This is a genomic window from Legionella israelensis, assembly GCF_004571175.1.
Classification (GTDB): Bacteria; Pseudomonadota; Gammaproteobacteria; order Legionellales; family Legionellaceae; genus Legionella_D; species Legionella_D israelensis.
The window spans coordinates 1,824,110-1,849,800 of the sequence record NZ_CP038273.1; the positions used below are offsets into that span (position 1 = coordinate 1,824,110).

Below are 25,691 nucleotides of genomic sequence, written 5' to 3' on the forward strand. Positions count from 1 at the left end.
ATGAATTTTAAAAATAAAACCGTATTCATTACTGGTGCTTCCAGCGGAATCGGCGAAGCTTGTGCGCAAGAATTCGCCGCAATAGGTGCGAGACTTATTCTTGCTGCAAGACGCAAAGACAAGTTGGAAAAAATAGCCAGCGAATTAAACCAACGCTATGAAACGGAAAGTTGTGTGCTGGTATTAGATGTTCGCGATAAGGAGCAAGTAGCCAGGGAATTAAATCATTTACTGGCGGATGGGCAAAACATTGATGTCCTGATAAATAACGCCGGACTTGCTTTGTCTACAGATGTTCTGCAAGAAGGTGATGTCGATAATTGGGATACCATGATTGACACTAACATCAAAGGCCTTTTATACGTAACTCGCCAGGTTTTACCTGGGATGGTGGCAAGAAATAGCGGACATATTATTAATATTGGTTCTATTGCGGGTGAGGAATGTTACCCTGGCGGAAATGTGTACAGTGCTACAAAACATGCGGTCAGGGCCATCAGCAAATCACTTCGTCTCGATTTACTGGGTACGGCTATAAGAGTCACGGAAATTGCTCCCGGTGCGGTTGAGACAGAATTTAGTATTGTCCGTTTTAAAGATGTAAAAAGAGCACATGCATTTTATAAGGATTTTGTGTCTTTAGTGGCCAAAGATATTGCCGATGCGGCTGTCTATTGTGCCACCCGGCCTCAGCATGTTGATATTGCTGAAATGACCATTATGCCGACAGCACAGGCTTCTGCCAATCATCTATACCGCTCAGATAAAGACTAATTGCACAGAGCCTTATATCTGTTTTGCCATAATGGTCTCTTTCTATTAAACTTTATCCGATAAGAGTGAACAAGAGGTTTGAAAATGCCGTCTTTTGATATTGTTTCAGAAATTAATGAATCTGAGTTACGCAACGCTGTAGACAATGCCATACGTGAAGTGAGAAGCCGTTTTGATTTTCGTAATGTAGAAGCTTCCATTGAGCTGGATGATTTAACCGTAACGCTGCGTTCGGAATCAGAATTTCAGGTGAGGCAGCTCGAAGATTTATTTCGCAATCATTGCACCAAACGCAATCTCGATGCTTCCGGAGCTGAAGTGGAAGATAAACCTATTCACAGCGGAAAGTTTTATATTTTAAACATGCGTTTTAAGCAAGGTATTGATCAGCCAACGGCCAAAAAAATTGTCAAACTGATTAAAGACAGTAAACTTAAAGTACAGGCTTCAATTCAGGGGGATAAAATTCGTGTGAGTGGTAAAAAGCGCGATGATCTTCAAGAGACCATTTCATTCGTGAAAGACGCTTCCATTGATTTACCTTTACAGTTTGAAAATTTTCGTGATTAATTCCTGCTAAGCCCCGAACCCGGGGGTTGCTAAATTCCTGGAATGTGGCCTCAAGGCAGCAGATATATAGCATTAAATTTGGCTTTAAGAGTGCCTGTCCTGTAAAAAATACACAGTCTGGTCTATTATATTACATATAGGTAATGGCTAACCTGGCTGAACCAAAATCTGAGAATAGAAAAGGAGATTGCTTTGAAGTGTGTTGTGTAAGCCTACATTTGATAGGAAACCTGCAGCACTTCATAAATCACCACATTTTTAAAATGTTGCGGCTCAGAAATACAGGGGTCATTGCCTGCACTTCTATGATGATTAGAGAAATCTTCCACATGGAGGGAGTTATTAATATCGCCTCGTCTTTAAAAATCATCACTAAGTTCTAAGTGTACAGAGCCTGGCTTTTGGAGCAGGAATTGAGTAATCACCTTAGCTACTTGGTGGTGGATTCCCGTTTTGATAAACCCAACTTTTCCTTAAGCCTTGCTACGGCTTCAGGATCATATGACTTGCTGGCTTTATGTTTAATTACAACAGATGGGTTTTTGCTGTTTTGTCCTGCGTTGTTGTAGGAAGAACGGGATGGATAGACAGGAAATTCATGTTCTTCAGCAGAAGATCTGTAACTGTCGTGATGGTCTGTGGAATTATTATAATAATAGGGTTCCATTGGGGCTTTTGCATTTGTTTTTCGTGCATTTCTGGCACTTTTCTCCACACGCCTTTTGATTTTTATCGCCGCACGTTCTGCTTCTTCACTGGACACCTTATCTATAGCGTTGCCATGTAGATCAATACGGGTTTCTTGGGCTTTAAGGCAAGCTAAGTAGTCGATTCGGCGGGTGAAAAGAATCACCGCTTCGCGTAACTTGCTCTTGGAAATTCCCGCCTCAGCGGCTTCTTCTGCATATTCCAGCAGATCATTCATTATGCCTTTTTTAAGAGGGCGAATGCGTAGTTTATTGTTAAATGCTTCGGGAAACCGATCGGCAAGCCATCGCAAGGCGTTTAAACGAGCCTGTTTTGATTTATTTTTTTGGCTTCGGTTGATCACTGCAGTTCGGGGGTGCAGTTCCTGTTTTCTCATGCTGTTACCTTTTTTTATAGCTCATCATATTTGCAAATAAAGGCACCCATCTTAAGAAGTCAGAATATAATAATCTGATGCGATGTTGGTTACCATACCTGGGCATTTAAATCTGAAAGATTATTTGTTGTCATACAAAATGGGTACACAATGTACAATGTTTTGAGATGCTTTGCAAGAGATATGTAAAGAATTATACTCTTGATATTGTTCGCCTACAAATAAAGGCTGAAGCCTCAAAATTCTTTGGAAATTACCCTATTTATTATACATTGGTCGGCTTGCTATAATAACAATATTGACAATAACTTAAAACAAGAACTGATGATACGTTTACTCAAATCCATTCTTGCTATTTTTATACCCTGGCTGACTTTATTGATTCATGATAACCCTGGCGGTGCAATCGTTGCTTTAATTATGCAGGCTACCATTATAGGATGGCCTTTTGCCAGTGCCTGGGCGTTACGCGTGGAGCGCGAGGAGCGGCAAAAAAAACCGAAGCCTGGGAAAAAAGAAAATAAATGATGTCGTTTACTGATAAAAGTAAGGAGCGTTATGCGCGTTATTGTTAACGGAGCAAGAGGTAAAATGGGTTCACTGGCTTGTAATGTTTTGGACAGACATCCTGATTTTACCCTGGTCGCAGCTCTTGGTAGAGAGGATAACCTTGGCGAAGCAATTGAGCAAAATAAAGCCGGGATTGTAGTCGATTTAACAAACGCTGACAGTGTTTATGTGAACAGCAAAATCATTATAGAGCATGGTGCTCATCCTGTTATAGGCACCAGCGGGCTAATGGATGAGCAGATTAAAGAATTGCAAAGTCGTTGCGAACAATTGCAACTGGGGGGGCTTGTTGTTCCTAACTTTTCCATCAGCGCTGTTTTAATGATGCATTTTGCTGCTATTGCTTCAAGCTGGATGTCTGAAGTTGAAATTATAGAGATGCATCATCAACAAAAGCTTGATGCTCCTTCCGGTACTGCCCTTAAAACAGCAGAGATCATTGCTGCTGCAAGAAAATCACCTAGAAAACAATTATCATTGAAGGAATTGATTCCTGCGGTACGCGGAGGACGGCATGAAGATATTAACATTCATTCTCTGCGTTTACCCGGTGTTCTTGCACGACAACAGGTAATTTTTGGCCATCCCGGAGAGACACTCAGCATAACTCATGACAGTATTGATCGAACATCTTTTATGCCTGGTCTTCTTCTTGCTTGTCAAAAAGTGGGCGATTTAAAGACCCTTCATTATGGATTGGAAACGCTACTGGATTTATAGCTGGCATTACTCAATTTTATAATATGGCGGGATAAAATAACTCAAGATGCCCTATTAAAATCTGGTAAAGGTTAGATTTAAGCGCACCACCTAAATTATATGCTCGGGTAAACTGGTTAATTCGGGATCAGAATGGCTTCGCCGATTGAGTAAAAATGAGCTTTCTCTTAAATTTTTAATCTCTTTCATGATGCTGGCTATTTTTTCAGGTGCCAGATGCGGAAAATCGGAAAGATCACGTAATAAATCATACACCTTTTGAGTGGTTTCACTTCGGATATTGTTTTCAAGAGGACGTTGACGTACCTCATACAAAATATCGGCTGTAATATCGATAGGCGAAGCTTTCACCGGATACTCCAAGGCATGATTTTTCCTATGAATTGATTTCGTTTTTTCTAACCTGGAATTTTTAATGAGGTTACGTATATTCGTTATTCCTGTAGATTCGTTGGGAGTGGGTGAAAGAAGATAATAACGATTTTTTTTGAGCAAAAAGCGCTCTTTTTCATCGAGTAATATTCCAAGTGTATCGATTAGATCTTGGCAGTTTTTCTCACCCAGCAGGATGGCGGTGTTTTTACAGGCATCCCTGCAGGCTTCCTTGCTCTTATAATAAGTATAAAGTTCATAACCTATCCGACTGACTTCAACATTGGTTGCCATTCTATCGTCTTCAACAAGTCCATTTTCACCTAACCTTTCCTTAATGGCCTCAGCGATATCTGCAGGCCAGTATTTGGCTGGTGTCTTAATACCACCGCCGCCGTTCTGTTTTGCCAGCTCATGAAAATGGCAGGTTACATATTCATCAACGACAATATTGACAAAATTTTTCCTTTTTTCGTAACCATCGTAGAAATCAGGCCAGCAGCCATACTTTTCTCTGTAAAGAAACATAGCATTAGTATGGATGAACTCGATACTTTTACGATCCTTGGCACTGACGCAGGAGCCATAACTTTTGCCCTTAAGAGCAAGTATCAGCAGATGCTCATAAGACGTTAAAAAAAGCTCTCTGCCATTCCAGTCAAAAACCGTGGCGCTGCCTATACCTGAATTTAAGACCTCTTCATATTTTTTAGCAAGAAACCCCTCAGGAGTTTTTTCCTCAAATCGACTTTGAGCTTCTTCTAATAAAGCAAGGCATCTAGGTTCATTGCTTGAAGTGTAATAATACCTTTTGGCAATATTCATAGGATGATTGATATGGATAATGCTTGGATCCTCTTTTGAATCAATGGCCTCTCTCAAAGCTTCAGAAAGCTCATAATCAGGAATCTCACCCAATGAGCGTGGCATATAATTGAGCAAGGGGGCTGGACTGATAAGTGTTTGAATAAGAATGAATTGACTTTCCTTATCTTTTAATTTTAAAACGGTTTTAAGGTTTTCCGTGACATGGCGTTTTTGAATTTCTCCTGGCAGATGCCGCACCTCTCTCGAAGCAATGTGACTTGAGGCATAACGTTCCCCGCCAAAATCCTTGATGAACCGTCCTTCTTTATCGAGCATCAAGAGTTTGTGTGCCCTGAAGTTAGGTAACAAAGGTAAGGTTCGTAGCCGGCTTGGTAAAAACGAGATGGCATCCTGAACAGAAGGCGCTTTTTTCAATACATACCCTAAAAATTTTTGTTGTCTTTCTGAAAGATGACAATACCATTGCGGCAGTGAGTCAATCTGAAGAAGCTCGTGAATGGTTTTCTCGTTTTTTTGATGCTCAGAAAGAAAGCCGTCAAATTTTTTTAAAATTCTGCTGATTTCATCTATTGGCTTATCAGCCAAAGTACAGAGCATGTGTTGTTGGCTTAAACTTAGCTCACTAAACCATGACACGTTCATCCCTTCCTGGGTTATCATCTTAAGTTGCTGAGATAATAATTCCGGCTCTTTTATTAACTCCAACCATTTTAAATAAAAGGTATTGAAGTCAATTTTTATCGCTTCGCCAGTGTTAAGTGATTTATCAAGATAGAGAAAATAGACTTGCTGGTATTCTTCAAGATCTCTTATATGAGGTGTTTCAGGTGCGTTGAGCTTTTTTATCTCTTCTAATTCAGATACCAAGAGCTCGCTATGGGAAGGCAGGCGCTTGTCCCATAGAAGAATAGGATAAGTCTTCAGGCCAAACTGCATAGGCATGATGGTGGCAATATCTTCGGCGCCGTTGCCCATCAAGACGTATTGATCGGCTTCATTCAGACAGGCAATGGCTTCATTGACTTCAGGCGCAGTCCATGTCCAGTTTTCAACCAACTCAGCAACCAGCCTTGCAGCAAAGCGGCTTAATGTTTGCTGCAAGCTGTCAATGTCGTCGCTTAAATGACATTCATTTTTATATCGTGTGGCATATTGTCGTAAAATGTCTGGACTGGCAGCATGGGGGAATTTATTGGGAGGATATGCTTCGAGAATAAAACAGAAAGCGTCAAAAAGATTGTTAATGCGATCTTGATAAATGCTTTTTAGATTCCTTTTTTCGCTGTAATTTTCTATCTTAAAATCACCGATAATGGTGTGAAGATTTTTAAAGAAAGTGGGTGCTAACTGAATATCATCACGAATTCTTACTATAGTTCCTTTTCCCATGGCCAAATTCCTTGCCTTAGATTTATCTCATTATTATTAAATAAAATACGGATTGAAACAATTTTTCATTATATTGATATTACTGAATAACTCATGTTACGCACTAAACCTTGCTGCTCCCTGAAATTTAATTAAAATTTCATCCCTGATTTTTAGGGAGGAAGATTTAATGGATATGCTTGATATTTATAGTGACTATTTGATTTGCCAGAATAAATATGCAACAGCTACAGGTTTATCGGAGATGTTGGATGGTGAATTTGCTCACGACAAGGTGACACGATTTTTACGACTACAAGATTTTGGTTCCAAAGCGCTCTGGAATTATGTCAAGAAGTCAGTCAGGGAGAGTGAAGCATCAGACGGTGTTCTTTTATTGGATGACTCGATTGAGGAGAAGCCTTACACGGATGAGAATGAAATTAATTGTTGGCATTATTCCCATGCTAAAGGTGATGTGGTCAAAGGGATTAATATCCTGACCTGCATGGTTCGGTATGGTGACTTCAGTGTTCCTGTTGGTTATGAAGTTATCAAAAAAGACGTTGCTTTTTGTGACATTGAAACAAGGCAAGCTCGCAGAAAGTCATCCACGACTAAAAATGAACTTTTTCGCAAGCTTATCGCACAAGCGGTTAGTAATCATGTGTTGTTTGACTTTGTACTTGCGGACAATTGGTTTGGCTCGAAGGCCAATATGGCTTACATCCATAATGACCTTCAAAAATCGTTTATTATTGGGATTAAATCTAATCGAACCTTAGCTTTATCCAAAAACGACGCCAACAACGGACGGTACACAAAAGTCAGAGAATTAGAGCTTGAAGAGGACATAGCCCACACAGTCTATCTCAAGGGATTAGACTTCCCAGTGAGGCTTTTGAAGAAAATTTTCAAAAACGAAAATGGTTCTACAGGGGTTCTCTATCTCGTTTCTAATGACATGACCAGCAGTGCCGAACGTCTTTATGAAGTGTACCAGAAACGGTGGCGGATTGAAGAGTATCACAAGTCAATTAAACAAAATGCAAGCCTGAACAAGTCTCCAACCCGTACGGTTAAAACACAATCCAACCATATCTTTGCCGCAATCATTGCATACTGCAAACTGGAAATGATGAAAATAAAGACAAAATTGAATCACTTTGCCATCAAGTACAAATTAATACTCAGGGCTAACCAAATTGCTATGCAGGAGTTAAAAAATATGGCTCGTTAAAGTCGATTGTGCGTAACATGAGTGAATAATGCATTAATTTTTTGCGGATTTTGCCTCTTTGATTGATACACTCCCCGCTATGATTAGGTTAAAATGAGGTGTCATTGATCGCAGCCTCAGGATTTGATTAAAAATACCTAATTAGCTGACTTCATGCTAAACTTGTTTTTCTGGAATTGAGGTTAAGGATGATTATGAAAAATACAGGTGATTATACAGGATACTCCGAAACGGGTATTGAGGAAGCTATCCAAAATGCCTTGGAAAAAGCCGGCGAACCTGCACGTTTCGAGGTTATAGAAACTTTAGGCGCACAGGATCAAATGGATCGACGCCATTATCAGGTGACTCTAAAAACCTTTACGGAATAAATGCCGTATTCTTGCCAGTGTCATTAATTCACACTGCTTTTGCCAATCATTTATAAAAGGAGTTTACTGATGGGATATCATGTTCCACATTTTATTGATGGGAAAATAGCGACTGAAACGGAAACCATCAGCCGTTCTGTTTATAATCCCGCTGTGGGTGAGCCGATTGGACAAGTTCATTTTGCCTCTGAGAAATTATGTCATCTGGCAGTGAATGCTGCGAAAAAAGCTGGACAACAGTGGGCCAACACCACAGCGATTAAAAGAGCTAGAATTTTATTTAAATTCAGGGGGTTGATAGAAAAGAATCAGCTTGAACTGGCTAAAATTGTGACCAGAGAGCATGGAAAAACACTTGAGGATGCCAAGGGCTCGATAGCTCGTGCCATTGAGGTCGTTGAATATCATTGTGGTCTTCTCAGCCAATTGCAAGGACATTTTTCCTCAGAAGTTTCTGCACACATTGATTGCTATACGCTGCATCAACCCATAGGTGTTTGTGCGGGAGTATCTCCTTTTAATTTTCCGGTGATGGTTCCTGTGTGGATGATGATACCGGCTATTGCCTGCGGGAATACCTTTATCCTGAAGCCTTCGGAGCAAGATCCCTCAGCGTCGGTAAGGCTCATGGAACTTTTATCCGATGCCGGTGTTCCGGATGGTGTGGCTAACTGCCTGCAAGGCGATGCCGACACGGTGGAAACTCTATTGCATCATCCTGACATTGCTGCCTTTACAGCCGTTGCATCTACGCCTGTTGCCGAGCGCATTTTTACCACGGCGACGGCTCATGGAAAACGTTCTCACACTTTTGGTGGCGCGAAAAACCATTGTGTCGTGATGCCGGATGCTCATCTTGATCAGGCTGCAAAAGCCATTGTAGGCGCTGCTTACGGCTCTGCAGGTGAGCGTTGTATGGCACTTTCAGTGGTTGTGGTGGTAGGTGATCAAACCGCCGATGCTTTAATTGAGAAAATGACACCACAAATTCGTAGCATGAAAATTGGCCCTGGTGATGAAGCGGGTGTCGACATGGGGCCTTTAATCAGCCGCACCCACCGTGAACGCGTCATTAAAGATGTGGATCAGGGGGTGGAAGAAGGTGCAAAGCTGTTGATTGACGGCAGAATGTTTGTACACACTGAGCAGCCACAGGGTTTTTATCTTGGTCCGTGTTTGTTCGATGAAGTCACTGAAAACATGTCCATTTATCAAAAGGAAATTTTTGGTCCGGTATTAGTTGTTGTCCGTGTCAAACATTTTGAAGAGGCTTTGGCTCTGGTCAATCGAAATCAATATGGGAATGGGACAGCCATTTTTACGCGCGATGGTTACACGGCAAGAGAGTACAGTCAACGTGTGCAAGTGGGCATGGTGGGCATTAATATTCCTATTCCTGTTCCTATTGTCAATCATCCTTTTGGGGGTTGGAAACGCTCTTCTTTTGGAAATACCAATATGCATGGTAAAGAAAGCATTCATTTTTACACCTTGCGTAAAACGGTAACGAGTAAATGGCCAGCCACTGATATTGAAGAAAGCGCTTTTATCATGCCGACGCATCAATAAAATCAGAAAACGCAATTTTGCTCATCCTTCTTGATCTCATCATTAAAACAGGAGCAGAAAGGATTTATTCAGGAGAAAGCTATGACAGGAATTGCCTTTGTCGGATTGGGTCATATGGGTTTACCCATGGCCAGAAATCTTCTTAAAGCAGGCCATAACGTTTACGGATTTGATTTACAATCGCCAGCACTGGCGCATTTTAAGGCGGCGGGGGGAGAGGTTTGTCACAACCTTGCTGAGGTAGCCCGTGACAGGGATGTGCTTATCACGATGTTACAAACTGGACATCAAGTTAAACAAGTCTGTTTGGACGAGAAAGGCTTATTTGCCCATGCTAAAACAGCAGCTTTATATATCGACTGTTCTTCCATTGATGTACAGACTTCGCGAGAAATTCATGTTAAGGCAAGGGAAAGAGGATTGCTCGCCGTTGATGCACCGGTATCTGGAGGTGTTGCCGGCGCAGAGGCAGCAACGCTGACCTTTATGGTCGGTGGAGAAGATGAGGCCTTTAAAACGGCAGAAGAATGGTTAAAAGTAATAGGAAAAACAATCATTCATACCGGAGGAGCTGGAAGTGGCCAGGCGGCAAAAATCTGCAATAACATGATATTGGGTATCTCGATGATCGCCGTATCGGAAGCCTTTACCTTAGCTCAACAACTGGGGCTTTCAGCGAAAAAACTATTTGAGGTGGTAAATCATGCCTCTGGCCAATGTTGGGTTATGTCAAAGTATCCACCGCTTCCCAATCTTTTGGACAATGTCCCCGCCAATAAAGATTATCAGCCTGGTTTTAGCGCGCAGATGATGCTGAAGGATTTAAACTTAAGCCAAGATTCAGCGCAAACAGTAACAGTAAATACACCTTTAGCTGCCAAAGCCAGGGAAATTTATCAACAATTTATTGATAAAGGGCTAGGACATCTCGATTTCTCTGCCATTATTACAGCCATTGATCAATCCATGGAGTTAAGCAAATGAATATCACGAAACAGGAAGTTGCCATGAATGAAATACCAGCGGATTCTATAAAGCTATGGAATAGAATAGCCAAAGAGTCAGTTTCCTGGATAAGACCTTGGGACACTATTCTTAAAGGTGATTTTGAACAAGACCGTATACAGTGGTTTTGCGGGGGACAATTAAATGTCAGCGCAAACTGCATTGACCGCCATTTGCCGTCTAAGGCCAATCAGGCGGCCATTCTTTGGGAAGGTGATGAAGAGCATCAGCAGCGGACGCTGACTTTTGCTGAGCTGCACCAGGAAGTCTCTCGTATGGGGAATGTGCTTAAAAAACTAGGCATTGGAAAAGGCGATAAAGTGGGTATTTATTTACCGATGCTTCCTGAAGCAGCTATTGCCATGCTGGCTTGTGCGCGAATCGGAGCCGTTCATAGTGTGGTCTTTGCCGGCTTTTCAGCCCCCGCTTTACAGCAAAGACTTCATGATGCGGAATGTAAAATATTGATTACAGCTGACGGCTATCAGCGCGGCGGACAATCCATTGCCTTAAAGCAGAAAGCCGATGAAGCCACAAAAAACATGGATATCCAACAGCTTGTTGTCAGAAACAACAATAATGCCGTTCAGTTTGATATGAAGAAACATCACTGGTGGCATGAGCTAAAACAGGAAGTCAGCCCTGACTGTCCACCTGAAATCATGGATGCAGAGGATCCTTTCTTTATTCTTTACACTTCCGGCAGTACAGGAAAACCAAAAGGGCTGGTGCATACGACGGGGGGGTATCTGGTGCAAACAGCTTTCAGCCATCAACAGGTGTTTGATTGCGGCTCACATGAAATTTTTTGGTGTACCGCCGATGTCGGCTGGATTACAGGGCACAGTTATGTGGTGTACGGACCTTTATGTAATGGCATCACCAGTTTAATGTACGCCGGTGTGCCCAATTGGCCTAATCCTTCCCGCATCTGGAATATTGTGGATAAACATCAGGTCAATGTTTTATATACAGCCCCTACGGCCATCCGTGCTTTACAAAGAGCAGGTGATGAGTGGCTTAAGACAAGTTCTCGCCAATCTTTGCGCTTGCTGGGGAGCGTCGGTGAACCAATTAATCCAGAAGTCTGGCACTGGTATCATGAGCAGGTGGGTTTGAAACGGTGCAAAATAGTCGATACCTGGTGGCAGACTGAAACAGGTGCGATAATGATTAGTCCAACGGCTAACAGTGAGCAACTTAAGGCAGGATCGGCAAGTCAGCCGCTACCTGGCATCGAGCCTGTTTTACTAAATGAGCAAGGTGAGGAAATTTTGGGTGAAGGCGAAGGAAGACTTGCTATCAAATCCCCCTGGCCATCGATTGCCCGAACGATTGCAGGGGATCACAAGCGCTATCTCAGTACTTATTTTTCTAAGGGTTATTATATTACTGGTGATGGCGCATATCGTGATGCTGATGGCGACTATTGGATCACAGGACGCATAGACGATGTATTAAATGTTTCAGGCCATCGCTTGGGAACGGCCGAAATTGAAAGTGCACTGGTCAGTCATCCGCATGTGGCTGAAGCTGCAGTGGTAGGTATTCCCCATGATATTAAAGGACAGGCGGTTCATGCTTTTGTTGAGCTTAAAAGAGGTTGTCAACCTGAGGAAAAATTAAAAGAGGAATTAACGGAATTGGTGAAAAAGGAAATTGGCGCGATTGCTAAGCCTGAGGTGATTCAGTTCGCAGCTGATTTGCCAAAAACACGTTCAGGAAAAATCATGCGACGGATACTCAGAAAAATAGCCAGCAAGGAAGTCAGCGAGCTTAATGATCTTGGCGATTTGTCTACACTGGCAAATCCCGATGTGGTGGAAGAATTAATGTCTGAAAACAAAGCTTAAATCCGAGTGGTGTCTTTTGCTAAAAAATACTGTGGTGCGGGAATATCGATTATTCTATCTCGTACCATTGATTTAATTGTTCAATTAAGGGCTCAAGACCTTCTTTTTTTAAGGCAGAAAATGTTTGTACTGAGACTAAGTGTTGAAAGGATTGATACTGCTTCTGGGCCTTGATGCAAATATTTTTTCCCTCACTCCGGCTTAATTTATCTGCTTTAGTTAATAAAACATGAAGGGCTAACTCCCGCTTTAAAGCCCAGCTTATCATCATTTGATCCAATTCTTTTAAAGGATGGCGGATATCCATCACCAATACCAGTCCCTTAAGGCTTTGCCGGCATTCAAGATAATGAGCCAGATGGCGCTGCCAGTTCTGTTTAATGGATAAAGCCACTTTGGCGTAACCATAACCTGGCAAGTCCACCAGACGGCGATGCTCATCAACCGAAAATACATTCATAAGCTGTGTGCGCCCCGGTGTTTTACTGGTTCTTGCAAGTTGTCTGCTGCCTGTTAATGCATTCAATGCGCTGGATTTACCAGCATTGGAGCGTCCGGCAAAAGCAACTTCATAACCTTCATCTTTCGGTAATTGATTGACCTTGGCTGCGCTTTTTAAAAAAAATGTTTTAGAATAAGGGTTATTTAACATAAATGTGAATTTCATTTTGGGATTTTAATGCAAGCAGTGTACCATTAAATCAGACTAAATTTGTGAGGATTCAATGAAAAAACTGGCATTGGCATTCGCGTTAAGTATTCCTTTTGCGGTTTATGCCACGGGAAATATTGAAGCAGGGCAGCAAAAGGCAACCATTTGTGTTGCCTGCCACGGACCGAAAGGAATAAGCGTTAATCCGGCCTGGCCTAATCTTGCCGGTCAGCATGCAGATTATATGGTCAAACAGTTAAAAGCCTACAAAGAAGGAAAAAAACGAAGTGATCCTAATATGGATTCAATTGCAGCTAACTTGAGTGAACAGGATATGGAAGATCTCGCTGCATTTTATTCTGTACAACCTCTGGCAAAAGCTGCTACACCTGAAAAATTTGTCTCCAGAGGCGAGCAGCTTTATCGAGGTGGTGATTTTAAAAATCACATTACCGCTTGTATAGCCTGCCATGGACCACGGGGTTTGGGTAATGGACAAGCAAATTTTCCACTCTTATCGGGCCAGCATGCGCTTTATACGCAGACGCAGTTAGAAGCTTTTAAAGATAAAAAACGCACCAATGATCTGAACGATATCATGCAGGACATCAGCGCTCGCATGAGCCAGGAAGATATGCAAGCTGTGGCTTATTATATTCAAGGTTTACATTAATAAGGATGAATCATGCTAAAAAAATTGTTAGTGTTTTTTCTAATATTTCCATCGTTAACATTTGCAGAAACATTTATTGCTGGGAAGGATTATCAGGTCATTTCAAGCCACGGTGGAAAGAGAGCACAGCCTGAGGTCGTGGAATTTTTCAGTTATGGCTGTCCATGGTGCTATCGCATTGAGAAACCGCTCAATGAATGGTTAAAAAGTGAGGGAAAAAAGGTTGCCTTCAAGCGAGTACCTGTTGTCTTCAATAAAGAGTGGGAAAATTATGCCAAAGCCTATTATACCGCACAGGCTTTATCTATGACGGATAAATTAACCCCTTTATTGTTTAAAGCTATACAGGAGGAAAGACATTTAAGCACACGTCAAAAAATGATTGATTTTTTTGTCAAACATGGAGTTAATCCACAGGTTGCTCAAAGTGCATTTGAGCACTCCCCATCCATTGACTTGCATGTAAAAAACGCTACGCAGCTTATGGCTCAATACCAGATCAATGCCGTGCCGGCCTTTGTCATTGATAAGCGTTATAAAACGGATTTGCAAATGGCTAAAAGTCCTGAACGATTATTTTTGATATTAAATTATTTATTGCATAAGTCCGATTAGTTGTTAAATAAGCGCTCAGCGGCTTGAGAAACGGTCATATTTAGTAAGGCTTAATTTTCTGATTCATCCTCGGATGTGCCGGGATTTTCCAGGCTTAAAATACCTGTATTAAAATCATAAGCAAAAATTTCGGCATATCGTCCCCAATCAATCATCGTCCTTAATACACGATCGGCTTCTTTTTCACTTAAGTAATCTTCAAGCTTACTTAAAAAGCGCTCCTCAGATACCCGATGACTGATTTTATCGTCCAGAACTTTAAGAATGTAGCGAGCTAAAGGTACTTTTTCAATCAAACAGCGGGCGAAAAGCTGTTTGCGTTCCTGAAGATCGGCTTCGGAGAATTGCTTTCCCAGTTCACTTAACTGAATATCGCCGTGTGAAACCTTGGCAAAGCCCATGATTTCGAGCGTTTCCAGAATAGGAAACAAGTCATCGATATTCATCATGAGTTCATCGGCCAATTCCGGCAAATCAATGCGTTCTTCAAAGGATTTCATGGTCTCAATCAAGCCGGATAACTCTGAAGGCTCTACATCCGGTAAACGATAACCCAGCCCAATCTGTCGTTCACGTTGAGCTCGTTTTGCTTTTTCTTTCGGTCCTGTGGTCATTAAGGTGTAAATGGTATCTACCAGTGAGCGAAATTCTGCTGTTTCAGGAGCCCGAGGCTGTTTCAAATTAACCGGTAATTCAGCGCGAATATAACCGGGATCGCTGCCAAAAACGATGATGCGGTCAGCCAGCATGGCTGCTTCTTCAATATTATGGGTCACCAGAAGAATTCCTTTGGTGTTGGTTTTTTTCTCGCCCCATAACTCAAGTAAATCGGATTTAAGGTTTTCAGCAGTGAGCACATCCAGTGCCGAAAATGGCTCATCCATCAATAAAATATCAGGGTTAATGACCAAAGCCCGCGCAAACCCCACTCGTTGCCTCATGCCACCGGAAAGCTCTTTGGGAAAGGCGGATTCAAAACCGTCCAGACCAATGATATCGATCGCTTCAATCGCTCTGCGGCGACGTTCTTCTCTGCCAATGCCTTGTGCTTCTAAACCCAGTTCGACATTTTCCAGTACGGTTAGCCAGGGCATTAAGGCAAAGGATTGAAATACCATAGCAATTCCTGGCACAGGTCCTGTCACAGGTTTACCGCGATAGGTTACTTTGCCTTTTGAGGGCGCAACCAAGCCGGCGATGATGCGCAGTAAAGTGGATTTCCCCGAGCCGGACTTTCCCAAAAGCGCGACAATTTCGCCTTCATGAAGCTGAAAATTGACATCTTCCAGGACAAGCAGATCCTGTGTTGCTGCTTTTTTAAACGATTTTCGCAGATTTTCAATATTAATAATAATTTCGGACATAGGATTCTCAATTGATATTATAACGTTCTTCTGCCAATCGATATAAAGGTCGCCAGATAAAGCGATTAAATATAAGTACATAAATACACATCATCGCCGTCCCCAATGCAATTTTGGGAAAATCGCCGGCAAGTGTATTTGCCTGAATATATTCGCCTAAGCCGGTAGCTCTGAGTGTCACATTTCCCCAGCTGACCCACTCAGCTACAATGCTTGCATTCCATGCGCCTCCCGCTGCGGTGATGGCTCCTGTGATGTAAAAGGGGAAAATGCCGGGCAAAGCAAGACGTTTCCACCATTGCCAGCCTTTTACACCAAAATTATCAGCAGCAAGGTACAGATCTCTGGGGATGGTTGAGGCTCCGGCGATAACATTAAATAAAATATACCATTGTGTGCCTAAAATCATTAATGGAGTGACCCAGATTTCGACGTTTAAATGAAAATGAACAATAGCAATAACAAATAAAGGATAAAATAAATTAGCTGGTATGGCGGCTACAAACTGAATAACAGGCTGGATTTTCTGGGCAAGTTTGGGCCTTAAGCCGACCCAGACGCCTACGGGAACCCAGATTAAGGAACTTAAAATAATAAGGATGATGACCCTTGTTCCTGTGGCACTGCCCAATAACAAGACATGAAGAATTTCATCTGCACTGACTTCAGAAAGAATATAGCGAATTAAAAGCCAGCCGCCAAAAGCCAGAAAGGTAAAAATAACTGTATTCCATAGCCAGTCCAGCGGTTTTCGCCATTTATAGTTTATCTCCTTAATGGCTTTAGGCCGTGAGTGAATTAAAATGGGCATATTTACAAACTGATCCTTGAGAATGGCAAACATATTACCAATCCGTTTTACCAATCGACTGCCACGAATTAAATCAATTAACCAGGATTGGTATTCTTCTTCATCAGCAGATTGCTCCATCTTGAATTTTTCTGACCAGGCAATTAATGGGCGAAATAGAATCTGATCATAAAGAAAAATGACAATGACCATGGTAAGAATGGCATAACCTACAGCAGCAAGATTGCTCTCAGCGATTGCCAGAGCAATATAGGAACCCACACCGGGCAAGCGAATGCTTTGATGTGAGACGACGATGGCTTCCGATAACACCACAAAAAACCAGCTTGCCGACATGGACATCATCATGTTCCATAATAAACTGGACATAGAAAAAGGCACTTCAACCTTCCAGAATCGCTGCCAGGGTGATAACTGAAACATGGCCGCAGCTTCCATTAAGTCATGCGGCAAGGTCTTTAGCGATTGATAAAACCCAAGCGTGATGTTCCATACTTGTGCGGTAAAAATCGCAAAAATTGAAGCGCATTCAGGCCCTAACAAACTGCCAGGAAATAAAGCTATAAATCCTGTGATGGTAATGGATAAAAAACTTAATACCGGCACGGACTGTAAAATATCAATGCCTGGAATGATAATTTGTTCGGCACGACGGCTTTTTGCAGCAAGGGTGCCAACAATAAAGGTGAAAAGAAGAGATATCGCTAAAGCAATGAACATTCTTAATACGGTTCGTAGTGCATAAAAAGGCAGCCAGGAAGGATCCAGATAAATAGGAAGCGGTTCACCTAATTGATAAGGGCTTGCCATTTGCTTGCTGCCCCAACCTAAAAAGAAGAGGATAGAGATAACAAGAAGCAGTAACAGCAAATCCCAGCGATTGATATATCGCTTAACACCATCACGATAGGCAAAGTAAAAACGATGTTCGCGCACAAAGCCTCCCCGTGTTAGTCATTCGTCAAATTTGAAACAGCCGTGTTTGATATTCTTAAGAAAATCACATAAAGAAAGATGAGCATAAGGAAGGTATAGTAACATCTTTTCTTTAAAAAAGCAGTCTGCCTGCTTGCTGTGATTGTGGAATGCAGATAAAGTAAAATGGAACTTTTATGCTTGGAAAGTGTCTAATGAAACGAGCATTCCCCAAATGCTCTGCCCCGTAATTCCCTCTAAAAACGGGGTATTTTGCCCGGACATCCCCAATCCGGGTATTCATAGCCCCGGCTTGTCAGCCGGGGATTTTTTTTACATTGTTTTATTTGCCATACAAGCTTTGCTTTTTCAGGGAATGATGCCCGTTTATCGACTTGCGCTATTTTGGCGTTATACTTGTTACATGGATAATAGATGAATACAGGAAAAAAGATGAGAAAAACAAGTCAATCCATGCTTTTCCTATTCCTTTTATGTATATCTACGCTGATTCGGGCTGATGCAGATAATATACGCCTGTCTGTCTGGGCGAATGAAGCCATCATTGCCACTTATACCTTTAATTATAAAAATTATCTGCAGCGGCAAAAAGAGATTGCCAGATATTTTACAGCTGATGCTTGGAAAGCTTATTCCGAGGCTTTGCTGGCATCAAAACTACTGGAAACAGTACAAAAAAACAACTATTATGTGAGTGCGGTTGCCACCTTGCCGCCAGAGGTTAAAAAACTTAATGGTGAAAACTGGCAAGCCACAATGCCAGTCTTGGTTGTGTATGAAAATCCACAATATAAACAAAAACAAACATTAAATGTGACCGTCACGTTTAAGAATGCATCTTCTAAAGAGGGGATCAGAGGACTTGTAATCACCAGCTTGCAGGCAAAAACGGCTAAAGACCCCTGCGTGTGTCAGTCTGATGAGGATCAGTCTGAAGCGAACAAAAATAATATTTGATAGGCGATGACACAGAGATGCAAAACGATAAAGCCTATAATAAGAGCAATCACCACATTTAATTTTCTGGGGATACGAATATCCAGGGCAGAGCGCTGTGGATGAAAAGGGTCATAATAGACATCAATTTCCTGATTTTTTTCATAGGACATGGCTGCCTTATAGGCGATTCCCCTGGCATAAGCACTGTTAGGGTCATTGTGAGATGTATCCAGAAAAAGATATTGCCCAATAAATTCCTGCTCATTGACTTCATAAAGATATTCTATTTCAGGCCAGACACGATGTTCCTGTCGTGTCCATTCACAACGGGTCACTTTGCCTTTTGTTTTAAGCCAGTTTCTCGTTTGTAATAAAGCCTGCCGGTCTTTCCAGAAATACCTGAGGATAAGAAGTAAAAACAACAACCAGCTTAAATCGAGCAGACCCTGCCAGGAGGTTAACCATTTCAGCATATTGATTTGTTAATCCATGTTGTTAACTCATTATGAGTTGTTAAGATCGCAGTAATAATTCCAGCTCACCCATTTTTGCCTTTTTACTGCTAAGATTGATATGGGGTATATTCTGGATGATATGTTTGATTCACCGTTTTGAATCGTTTTGTAAAATAAGCATATAATCTATCCGATTGATTTGGCAAATGATCCAGGCAAAATATCTCAATTAATGAACTACAATGAGTTTTTTGCCTCCGCAATTATTTGCTGATTAATAAGCAAATTGATAGAGTTTTATGCGAAATTAAATATATGCTCGCTTCTTGCTCCATTTTATTTGCTCTGTATAATCTTATTCACAACCAAAGCGCTATAAAAGGAATTCACAATGACAATAAAAACACCACTTCATGCCAATCATCTGGATTGTAACGCTAAAATGGTTAATTTTTATGGCTGGGAAATGCCTTTGCACTACGGTTCCCAAATTGAGGAGCATCACGCTGTTCGCCAACATTCCGGAGTATTTGATGTTTCACATATGACAATCGTGGATGTTTTAGGAGCCGGCGGTCGTCAGTTTTTACGTAAATTACTGACCAATGACGTGGATACATTGGAACATACTGGACGCGCTTTATACAGCTGTATGTGCAACGAACACGGTGGAATCATCGATGATTTAATCGTCTATCAGCGTGCTTCGGATAATTATCGCATCGTCCTTAATTCTGCGACTCATGATAGTGATATTGCCTGGATTCGTGAAAAAAGCGAAGGCTTTTCGGTTGGACTTCAGGAGAGAAAGGATCTGGCCATGATAGCTGTTCAAGGCCCAGAAGCCATAGCTAAAACACTGGAAGTATTAAATCCGGCACAGGCGGATGCTGTATCCACATTGGCTCATTTTGAATGTGTGGATATTGACAACTGGTTTGTGGCAAGAACTGGTTATACAGGAGAAGATGGTCTTGAAATCATTGTCCCTAATGATACGATAACTCAACTATGGTCTGAGCTGTTATCAGTCGGTGTGAAACTTTGCGGGCTTGGTGCGAGAGATACATTGCGTCTTGAGGCAGGAATGCTGTTATATGGACAGGATATGGATGAATCGGTTACGCCGCTTGAGGTTGGTCTAGGATGGACGGTGAAATGGACACCTGAAGATCGCGGTTTTATCGGTATGGGCGCTCTGCTTTCCCAGAAGCAGCAAGGCATAAAGCGTAAAATGGTTGGTCTTGTCCTTCAGGATAAGGGAATTATGCGTCATGGCCAACAGGTCATCATTGATGGTCAGGCTAATGGTGTCATTACCAGCGGTGGGTACTCTCCTACCCTGGGAGAGTCAATTGCTTTGGCACGAGTGCCTGTGAGCACAGCAGAGCAAGTCATGGTGGATATTCGCGGCAAGCTTTTTCCTGCTCGAGTAAGAAAGCCTCGTTTTGTCAAATACGGCAAGGCCATTGAATAACTTTCCACCCCGTTAATTGACTATAATTTACACAATAAGAGGATGTGAGAATGAAAAATTTGAAATTCACTGATACGCATGAATGGCTTGAGGCTGGCGAAGTAGAAGCCACTGTAGGAATTACTGATCATGCACAACAGTTGTTAGGGGATATGGTTTTTGTAGAATTGCCAGAGGTGGGTGATGAAGTGAGCGCCGGTGATGAATTGGGTGTGGTTGAATCGGTCAAGGCTGCCTCTGATTTTTATGCTCCGATCAGTGGTGTGGTGACGGCGGTGAATGAGGAAGTGAGGGAAAATCCTTCCTTGGTAAACAGTGATCCATACACTGCAGGCTGGCTTGTAAAAATCAAACCTTCGGATACAGGAGAAATCAGTGCACTGCTAAATGAGGAGCAATATCAAAATGAAATAGCTGAGGATCATTAACATGCCTTATATTCCACACACGCAAGAAGATACAGAGTCCATGCTTGACAGCATCGGAGTTAAGGACATTGAAAATTTGTTTGATGAAATTCCCGCCTCCTTGCAATATCAGGGATTTAGGCATATTCCTGAAGGGCTGAGTGAAATGGATATGCTTAAGCAGGCACAGGCTCTGGCTGATAAAAACAGCAATGGACTCTGTTTCGCAGGAGCCGGCAGTTATGAGCATCATATTCCTGCGGCAGTTTGGGATTTGACCTCTCGCGGAGAATTTTTAACGGCTTATACGCCTTACCAGGCCGAGGCAAGCCAGGGTACTTTGCAATTGTTGTATGAATATCAGACCATGATTGCCGAGTTGACCGGTATGGAAGTCGCTAACGCATCGCTGTATGATGGAGCTTCTGCCATGGCTGAGGCAGCATTAATGGCCATCAGAATTAACCGACAAAGCAAAAGCAATCGCATTTTAGTGGCTGGAACTGTTCATCCTTATTACCGAGCGACGCTGGAAACCATCGTACGAAACCAGCACATAGAGGTCATTACTCTTCCTTTTGATGCATCGCATGGCATAACTTCAGTATCGGCTTTGGAGCAATTTGCCGGCGAAGATATCACTGCCATCATCATTGCCCAGCCGAATTTTTTTGGCTGTCTGGAAGAGGTGGATGCCATAAGCGATTGGGCCTATAGAAATAAAATTATCAGTATAGCCTGTGTTAATCCTGTTTCACTGGCTCTGCTTAACCCCCCTGGAGAATGGGGTGAGCACGGTGTGGACATTGTCTGTGGAGAAGGTCAGCCACTGGGTGTGCCTATGGCATCAGGCGGCCCATATTTTGGTTTTTTCAGCACTCGCCTTGCGCACGTGCGGCAAATGCCAGGTCGATTAATCGGACGAACGCTCGATAAGGATGGCCGAAGTGGCTACACGTTAACCTTACAGGCAAGAGAACAACACATTCGCCGCGGTAAGGCAACATCCAATATATGCACTAATCAAGGTTTACTGGTGACAGCTGCTACCATTCATATGAGTCTTTTAGGTGCCGAAGGTCTGCGACAAGTGGCCATTCAATGTCATCATAATACTCATGAACTGGTGGAAATGTTAACGCAAATTGAAGGTGTAAAGACTGTTTTTCAGGCTCCCTATTTTCATGAAGCTTTATTGAAGCTGAGTCGTCCTGTAGATGAGGTTCTTGCTGCCCTGGCTGAAGAAGGCATTATTGGAGGTTATGCGCCGGCCACTCATTATCCGCAGTTAGACAACACACTGTTGGTTTGTGCCACCGAAATGCGTAGTCATGAGGATATCCATCGCTATAACACAGCTTTAACGGGTATTCTGGCCAGAGGTAAGTGATGTTTATAATACAGTTAACTTATAAAGCACCCATAAGCGAGGTGGATAAATACCTGCAGGCTCATCGAGAATTTCTCGATTACCATTATAAGCAAGGATTGTTAGTCGCCTCTGGGCCAATGAAACCAAGAACCGGTGCCGTCATTATAGCCGCCACCAATGATCGCGATTATCTGGAAACGTTGATGCGAGAAGATCCTTATTACCTTGCAGATATCGCTGAATATCATTTTATTGAGTTTACACCGGTTAAGCATTGTGATCCTTTAAAGAACATCATTCAGAGAACGGAAGGCAAATTATGTTAATTTTTGAATTATCAAAGGCTCATCGACAAGCTGTTGCACAATCGCCTAAATTGACAGAAAATCAGTATGAATTACCTGAACGATATCAACGTAAAATAGCGCCTAAATTACCCGCTTGCTCTGAATTACAAGTGGTTCGCCATTATACACGCTTGTCCCATAAAAATTATTCCATTGATTCCAATTTCTATCCATTGGGTTCATGTACCATGAAATACAACCCGAGAGGTGTACATAAGGCTGCATCTCTGTCTGGTTTTCTTAATCGTCATCCGCTGACCCCCCAAGCCGGCAGCCAAGGTTTTCTGCAGGCGCTTTATGAATTGCAGGAATACATTATGGAAATTACAGGCATGTCTGCTGTATCCCTGACGCCCATGGCAGGCTCACAAGGTGAGTTTGCCGGAGTGGCGATGATTAAGGCTTATCATCAGTCACGCGGTGACAGTGCTCGTGATGAAATGCTTATTCCTGATGCCGCGCATGGAACTAATCCTGCTTCTGCAGTGATGTGTGGTTTTAAAGTGGTGGAAATCCCTACCGCAAGCGATGGTGATATCGATTTGGAAGTATTGAAACAGAAAGTAGGGCCTAAAACAGCAGGAATTATGTTGACTAATCCTTCGACTTTGGGGCTTTTTATGCGTCAAATTAAGGACATTGCTGCTATCGTTCATCAGGCCGGCGGATTATTGTATTATGATGGTGCGAATTTAAATGCCATTTTAGGAAAAGTCAGACCCGGCGATATGGGTTTTGACGTGATGCATTTAAATCTCCATAAAACTTTCGCAACTCCCCATGGCGGCGGTGGACCTGGAGCCGGTCCTGTGGCTGTAGGCAAACGATTAAGTCCTTTTCTACCTTTGCCCGTGGTTAAGAAAAATGATGGGCACTATTGCTGGGCAAGCAAAGCCGATTACCCGCAGAGCATTGGCCGTCTGTCCTGTTTTATGGGTAATGCTGGTATTTTGTTGCGTGCCTATTTTTACATTAAGATTTTGGGCAAAGAAGGTTTATCACGAGTTTCGCAATATGCAACCCTTAATGCTAATTATCTTATGGATCAATTGGTTAAGGCAGGATTCAAGGTGGCTTATCCAGGTCGTCGTGCTTCGCATGAGTTTATTTTAACATTAAGTCCTGAGAAAAAAGCTTATCAAGTCACTGCTATGGATATAGCTAAACGATTACTGGATTTTGGCTTCCATGCGCCAACCACCTATTTTCCTCTTTTGGTTCCAGAGTGTTTTCTTATTGAACCAACTGAAACTGAATCCAAAGAAGAACTGGATGGATTTGTCAGCGCTATGCAAGCCATTCGTAACGAAGCAAAAGATAAGGCAGAAGTTATTAAAGAAGCGCCACATACACTTCCCGTAAGGAGGCTTGATGATGTGAAAGCAGCCAGAGAACTGGATCTTAATTTTTATCAAGATAAATAAAAATATCGGGCAAATGGACCGTTTTTACTTTTATTTGCCGCTTACAATGGGTTCTTGTCTATAAACTCTGTAAATCCGCTTTGTTTTGGATGCATTTTGCCATTTCAAATACCCATCAAAATGCGTCCAGTCTAAAAAATACTGAGCTTCCTAAGATGAGTTATAAATTTGGAACAGTAATTGCCTAACTTGTATCTTTTTTAACTTTCGTAAAACAATTTATGTCCTAACCTAATGATAATTCATTTAATTTTTTTAAAAAAAATACTTTGCTGTTGAAATAAAATAAGTTATAAAGAATTAGGGTGCATTCTCCTTCATTCCCTGGCTGTAAAGGCGGCTAAGGGGTGCCAAAATGGCTTTGAATTCTTGAATAGGATTCGCTATTTGCCTTATTCAAAACCATTTTGGCCCTCATCCACTTTTTTGCTTCAACGAATGAAATGAGGAAACGCTCCAACCTGACTTAAGGATTAGCAGGATAAAAATACATAGCCGATATCTGCAAAACGGATAAACTGTGAGAAAAGAGAAGGCGAAACGGCAATTAACGCTTGTAAGTTTATTTTTCCCACAATGAGGTAAAAATGCTCATTTGGCAGGTCGGATATAACATCAGGTATCTTAAGTGCTTATGCTAACTATTTTTCAAGGAGAGAAAAATGAACAGTAAAGTATTTTCACAGCGCTTTAATCGGGAATTATCCTTATTAGGTTTTCCGGAAGAAATAAACGAAAAAACCAAAGCGGTTGCGAAAGTGTTTGGCGTTACACGTCATTTGGCGAACGCCATGATTTTTGGGCATTTATTACCTTCTGCTGAAGAGCTGGATAAAATAGCGGCCATTCTGGAAGTCTGTCCACAATGGCTTAGTGGTGCGACCGATCGCAAAAAAGCCTATATAAGTAAAGATGCGGTTGAAACCATCTGAGTCAATACAATTTGTTTTATAAAAGTAAATGGTATAAATACTGAAAAAGAGTTCAGATTTTATTCTTTACTTTGACACTGCATGGATAAGATACAATAATTGTGGTTTGTGCACTTGTAAGGTGAATTATGGAATGCTTGAGTTACTGCATTGCCAATTCGATTGATTTAACCAAACTCGACGCTCATTATAAACGTACTTTAGTCGGTTATGAATCGGTGCGCACACGAGATGTTCTTAAATTAAGCGCTTATGGCAGAGAGGATAAAGTCGTCTACGTTTTTAAAAATGGCACGGTGGTCTCCTGGAGCGTAAAGCGCCATCAAATGAAAGCTTATTTGGATACCATCCGATTATTTACTGCTAAGCCAGTGGCTTTCGACGTTCACGATGAATTTAGCTATAAAATCAGTGATAAAATTTCCATAGAACCTCACCGCTTTTTTGATGTGGATTGTCTGACGCTGGATTCTGACAGTGAAGAATTAAAACTGAGTTTTTCTTATGGCTTTTCACAGTCAGTAAAGTTGCAATATTTTGAAACGATCATTGATGCTTTAATTGATAAGTACAATCCTTTAATTACCAGTTTGTCCAACAAGGGGCACATGCCGATTAGTCGAAACCAGATTCGTCAGGTCATTGGTGAAATTCTGGGGGCTAAAAGCGAAATGAATCTTATCAGTAATTTTTTATATCATCCGAAATTTTTCTGGCAGCATCCAACTCTTGAGGAGCATTACACCTTAATGGAGCGTTATCTTCACATTCAAAGGCGTGTGAACGCGATCAATCATCGCCTCGACACTTTAAATGAGATCTTTGATATGTTTAATGGCTATCTGGAAAATCGCCATTCTCACAGCCTCGAAGTTATTATTATTGTTTTGATTGCCATTGAAATTATTTTTGGTGTTTTAAATTTTCATTTTTAACTTACACAGGCTGAATTGCGAAACCTAG

The 25,691-nt window shown here is 41.8% G+C and carries 25 protein-coding genes; 19 read left to right on the plus strand and 6 right to left on the minus strand.

Going from position 1 to position 25,691, the window contains the following annotated elements; all coding sequences use genetic code 11:
- Nucleotides 1–774 carry an SDR family NAD(P)-dependent oxidoreductase gene (locus tag E4T55_RS08220; RefSeq protein WP_172461019.1) on the plus strand — a complete coding sequence of 258 codons (774 nt, stop codon included), beginning with the start codon at nt 1–3 and terminating at the stop codon, nt 772–774.
- An 84-nt stretch (nt 775–858) separates the two neighbouring features.
- Complete coding sequence (locus tag E4T55_RS08225; RefSeq protein WP_058501050.1) at nt 859–1,344, plus strand: YajQ family cyclic di-GMP-binding protein; 486 nt, start codon at nt 859–861, stop codon at nt 1,342–1,344.
- 430 nt (nt 1,345–1,774) lie between these two features.
- On the opposite strand, the gene E4T55_RS08230 is transcribed toward E4T55_RS08225, so the two are convergent.
- Nucleotides 1,775–2,428, minus strand: coding sequence for a ProQ/FinO family protein (locus E4T55_RS08230; RefSeq protein ID WP_058501051.1), 654 nt, complete (start codon nt 2,426–2,428; stop codon nt 1,775–1,777).
- Between the two features lie 327 nt (nt 2,429–2,755).
- Here E4T55_RS08230 and E4T55_RS08235 point away from each other — a divergent pair, with 327 nt between their 5' ends.
- Nucleotides 2,756–2,956, plus strand: a complete 201-nt coding sequence (locus tag E4T55_RS08235; protein ID WP_082636480.1) for a hypothetical protein — start codon at nt 2,756–2,758, stop codon at nt 2,954–2,956.
- Between the two features lie 30 nt (nt 2,957–2,986).
- The gene (dapB, locus tag E4T55_RS08240; RefSeq protein ID WP_058501052.1) at nt 2,987–3,718 is read left to right on the plus strand and encodes a 4-hydroxy-tetrahydrodipicolinate reductase; all 732 of its coding nucleotides are present in this window, start codon (nt 2,987–2,989) and stop codon (nt 3,716–3,718) included.
- 90 nt (nt 3,719–3,808) lie between these two features.
- On the opposite strand, the gene E4T55_RS08245 is transcribed toward dapB, so the two are convergent.
- On the minus strand, nt 3,809–6,307 hold the full coding sequence (locus E4T55_RS08245; RefSeq protein WP_058501053.1) for a hypothetical protein: 2,499 nt from the start codon (nt 6,305–6,307) through the stop codon (nt 3,809–3,811).
- A gap of 169 nt (nt 6,308–6,476) precedes the next feature.
- Here E4T55_RS08245 and E4T55_RS08250 point away from each other — a divergent pair, with 169 nt between their 5' ends.
- The 5 genes from E4T55_RS08250 to acs all read left to right on the plus strand — a co-directional run bounded on the left by E4T55_RS08250 (nt 6,477) and on the right by acs (nt 12,324).
- Nucleotides 6,477–7,526 (plus strand): IS701 family transposase, encoded by a 1,050-nt coding sequence (locus E4T55_RS08250; RefSeq protein ID WP_115325247.1) that lies wholly within the window; start codon nt 6,477–6,479, stop codon nt 7,524–7,526.
- Nucleotides 7,527–7,720: 194 nt separating this feature from the next.
- A complete protein-coding gene (locus E4T55_RS08255) occupies nt 7,721–7,897 on the plus strand; it encodes a dodecin family protein (RefSeq protein WP_082636463.1) in 177 nt (58 codons plus the stop codon).
- A gap of 69 nt (nt 7,898–7,966) precedes the next feature.
- Nucleotides 7,967–9,466 (plus strand): CoA-acylating methylmalonate-semialdehyde dehydrogenase, encoded by a 1,500-nt coding sequence (locus E4T55_RS08260; protein WP_058500804.1) that lies wholly within the window; start codon nt 7,967–7,969, stop codon nt 9,464–9,466.
- An 81-nt stretch (nt 9,467–9,547) separates the two neighbouring features.
- Complete coding sequence (mmsB, locus tag E4T55_RS08265; protein ID WP_058500803.1) at nt 9,548–10,450, plus strand: 3-hydroxyisobutyrate dehydrogenase; 903 nt, start codon at nt 9,548–9,550, stop codon at nt 10,448–10,450.
- A complete protein-coding gene (gene acs, locus E4T55_RS08270; protein WP_058500802.1) occupies nt 10,447–12,324 on the plus strand; it encodes an acetate--CoA ligase in 1,878 nt (625 codons plus the stop codon). The genes mmsB and acs overlap by 4 nt, the downstream gene beginning before the upstream one ends.
- Nucleotides 12,325–12,373: 49 nt before the next feature.
- Here the strand turns inward: acs and yihA are convergent, their stop codons facing one another.
- On the minus strand, nt 12,374–12,976 hold the full coding sequence (yihA, locus tag E4T55_RS08275; protein WP_058500801.1) for a ribosome biogenesis GTP-binding protein YihA/YsxC: 603 nt from the start codon (nt 12,974–12,976) through the stop codon (nt 12,374–12,376).
- A 73-nt stretch (nt 12,977–13,049) separates the two neighbouring features.
- On the opposite strand from yihA, the gene E4T55_RS08280 reads away from it, so the two are divergent.
- Entirely contained in the window at nt 13,050–13,649 is a 600-nt protein-coding gene (locus E4T55_RS08280; protein ID WP_058500800.1) for a c-type cytochrome, read from the plus strand.
- Between the two features lie 12 nt (nt 13,650–13,661).
- On the plus strand, nt 13,662–14,264 hold the full coding sequence (locus E4T55_RS08285; protein WP_058500799.1) for a thiol:disulfide interchange protein DsbA/DsbL: 603 nt from the start codon (nt 13,662–13,664) through the stop codon (nt 14,262–14,264).
- 50 nt (nt 14,265–14,314) lie between these two features.
- On the opposite strand, the gene E4T55_RS08290 is transcribed toward E4T55_RS08285, so the two are convergent.
- Nucleotides 14,315–15,628 carry an ABC transporter ATP-binding protein gene (locus E4T55_RS08290; RefSeq protein ID WP_058500798.1) on the minus strand — a complete coding sequence of 438 codons (1,314 nt, stop codon included), beginning with the start codon at nt 15,626–15,628 and terminating at the stop codon, nt 14,315–14,317.
- A 7-nt stretch (nt 15,629–15,635) separates the two neighbouring features.
- On the minus strand, nt 15,636–17,375 hold the full coding sequence (locus tag E4T55_RS08295; RefSeq protein WP_058500797.1) for an ABC transporter permease: 1,740 nt from the start codon (nt 17,373–17,375) through the stop codon (nt 15,636–15,638).
- Nucleotides 17,376–17,807: 432 nt separating this feature from the next.
- Here E4T55_RS08295 and E4T55_RS08300 point away from each other — a divergent pair, with 432 nt between their 5' ends.
- The gene (locus tag E4T55_RS08300) at nt 17,808–18,332 is read left to right on the plus strand and encodes a DotI/IcmL family type IV secretion protein (protein ID WP_058500806.1); all 525 of its coding nucleotides are present in this window, start codon (nt 17,808–17,810) and stop codon (nt 18,330–18,332) included.
- Here the strand turns inward: E4T55_RS08300 and E4T55_RS08305 are convergent.
- The gene (locus E4T55_RS08305) at nt 18,302–18,787 is read right to left on the minus strand and encodes a DUF3592 domain-containing protein (RefSeq protein ID WP_058500795.1); all 486 of its coding nucleotides are present in this window, start codon (nt 18,785–18,787) and stop codon (nt 18,302–18,304) included. The two genes, E4T55_RS08300 and E4T55_RS08305, sit on opposite strands and share 31 nt — an antisense overlap.
- A 373-nt stretch (nt 18,788–19,160) precedes the next feature.
- Between E4T55_RS08305 and gcvT the strand changes: the two genes are divergently transcribed.
- The 7 genes from gcvT to E4T55_RS08340 all read left to right on the plus strand — a co-directional run bounded on the left by gcvT (nt 19,161) and on the right by E4T55_RS08340 (nt 25,663).
- Complete coding sequence (gcvT, locus tag E4T55_RS08310) at nt 19,161–20,246, plus strand: glycine cleavage system aminomethyltransferase GcvT (RefSeq protein ID WP_058500794.1); 1,086 nt, start codon at nt 19,161–19,163, stop codon at nt 20,244–20,246.
- Nucleotides 20,247–20,296: 50 nt separating this feature from the next.
- Complete coding sequence (gcvH, locus tag E4T55_RS08315; RefSeq protein WP_058500793.1) at nt 20,297–20,674, plus strand: glycine cleavage system protein GcvH; 378 nt, start codon at nt 20,297–20,299, stop codon at nt 20,672–20,674.
- A gap of 1 nt (nt 20,675) precedes the next feature.
- Entirely contained in the window at nt 20,676–22,043 is a 1,368-nt protein-coding gene (gene gcvPA, locus E4T55_RS08320; protein WP_058500792.1) for an aminomethyl-transferring glycine dehydrogenase subunit GcvPA, read from the plus strand.
- Nucleotides 22,043–22,351, plus strand: coding sequence for a YciI family protein (locus tag E4T55_RS08325; protein ID WP_058500791.1), 309 nt, complete (start codon nt 22,043–22,045; stop codon nt 22,349–22,351). The genes gcvPA and E4T55_RS08325 overlap by 1 nt, the downstream gene beginning before the upstream one ends.
- Nucleotides 22,345–23,796, plus strand: a complete 1,452-nt coding sequence (gene gcvPB / locus E4T55_RS08330; protein WP_058500790.1) for an aminomethyl-transferring glycine dehydrogenase subunit GcvPB — start codon at nt 22,345–22,347, stop codon at nt 23,794–23,796. Before E4T55_RS08325 ends, gcvPB begins: the two co-directional genes overlap by 7 nt.
- Before the next feature lie 662 nt (nt 23,797–24,458).
- Complete coding sequence (locus E4T55_RS08335; RefSeq protein ID WP_058500789.1) at nt 24,459–24,728, plus strand: hypothetical protein; 270 nt, start codon at nt 24,459–24,461, stop codon at nt 24,726–24,728.
- A 128-nt stretch (nt 24,729–24,856) separates the two neighbouring features.
- Complete coding sequence (locus E4T55_RS08340) at nt 24,857–25,663, plus strand: RMD1 family protein (RefSeq protein WP_058500788.1); 807 nt, start codon at nt 24,857–24,859, stop codon at nt 25,661–25,663.
- The last annotated feature ends 28 nt before the right edge of the window (nt 25,664–25,691 follow it).

Coding starts and splice junctions, on each gene's coding strand:
- E4T55_RS08220 (WP_172461019.1), top strand. CDS start 1: ATGAATTTTAAAAATAAAACCGTATTCATTACTGGTGCTTCCAGCGGA.
- E4T55_RS08225 (WP_058501050.1), top strand. CDS start 859: ATGCCGTCTTTTGATATTGTTTCAGAAATTAATGAATCTGAGTTACGC.
- E4T55_RS08230 (WP_058501051.1), bottom strand. CDS start 2,428: ATGAGAAAACAGGAACTGCACCCCCGAACTGCAGTGATCAACCGAAGC.
- dapB (WP_058501052.1), top strand. CDS start 2,987: ATGCGCGTTATTGTTAACGGAGCAAGAGGTAAAATGGGTTCACTGGCT.
- E4T55_RS08245 (WP_058501053.1), bottom strand. CDS start 6,307: ATGGGAAAAGGAACTATAGTAAGAATTCGTGATGATATTCAGTTAGCA.
- E4T55_RS08250 (WP_115325247.1), top strand. CDS start 6,477: ATGGATATGCTTGATATTTATAGTGACTATTTGATTTGCCAGAATAAA.
- E4T55_RS08255 (WP_082636463.1), top strand. CDS start 7,721: ATGAAAAATACAGGTGATTATACAGGATACTCCGAAACGGGTATTGAG.
- E4T55_RS08260 (WP_058500804.1), top strand. CDS start 7,967: ATGGGATATCATGTTCCACATTTTATTGATGGGAAAATAGCGACTGAA.
- mmsB (WP_058500803.1), top strand. CDS start 9,548: ATGACAGGAATTGCCTTTGTCGGATTGGGTCATATGGGTTTACCCATG.
- acs (WP_058500802.1), top strand. CDS start 10,447: ATGAATATCACGAAACAGGAAGTTGCCATGAATGAAATACCAGCGGAT.
- yihA (WP_058500801.1), bottom strand. CDS start 12,976: ATGTTAAATAACCCTTATTCTAAAACATTTTTTTTAAAAAGCGCAGCC.
- E4T55_RS08280 (WP_058500800.1), top strand. CDS start 13,050: ATGAAAAAACTGGCATTGGCATTCGCGTTAAGTATTCCTTTTGCGGTT.
- E4T55_RS08285 (WP_058500799.1), top strand. CDS start 13,662: ATGCTAAAAAAATTGTTAGTGTTTTTTCTAATATTTCCATCGTTAACA.
- E4T55_RS08290 (WP_058500798.1), bottom strand. CDS start 15,628: ATGTCCGAAATTATTATTAATATTGAAAATCTGCGAAAATCGTTTAAA.
- E4T55_RS08300 (WP_058500806.1), top strand. CDS start 17,808: ATGAGAAAAACAAGTCAATCCATGCTTTTCCTATTCCTTTTATGTATA.
- E4T55_RS08305 (WP_058500795.1), bottom strand. CDS start 18,787: ATGCTGAAATGGTTAACCTCCTGGCAGGGTCTGCTCGATTTAAGCTGG.
- gcvT (WP_058500794.1), top strand. CDS start 19,161: ATGACAATAAAAACACCACTTCATGCCAATCATCTGGATTGTAACGCT.
- gcvH (WP_058500793.1), top strand. CDS start 20,297: ATGAAAAATTTGAAATTCACTGATACGCATGAATGGCTTGAGGCTGGC.
- gcvPA (WP_058500792.1), top strand. CDS start 20,676: ATGCCTTATATTCCACACACGCAAGAAGATACAGAGTCCATGCTTGAC.
- E4T55_RS08325 (WP_058500791.1), top strand. CDS start 22,043: ATGTTTATAATACAGTTAACTTATAAAGCACCCATAAGCGAGGTGGAT.
- gcvPB (WP_058500790.1), top strand. CDS start 22,345: ATGTTAATTTTTGAATTATCAAAGGCTCATCGACAAGCTGTTGCACAA.
- E4T55_RS08335 (WP_058500789.1), top strand. CDS start 24,459: ATGAACAGTAAAGTATTTTCACAGCGCTTTAATCGGGAATTATCCTTA.
- E4T55_RS08340 (WP_058500788.1), top strand. CDS start 24,857: ATGGAATGCTTGAGTTACTGCATTGCCAATTCGATTGATTTAACCAAA.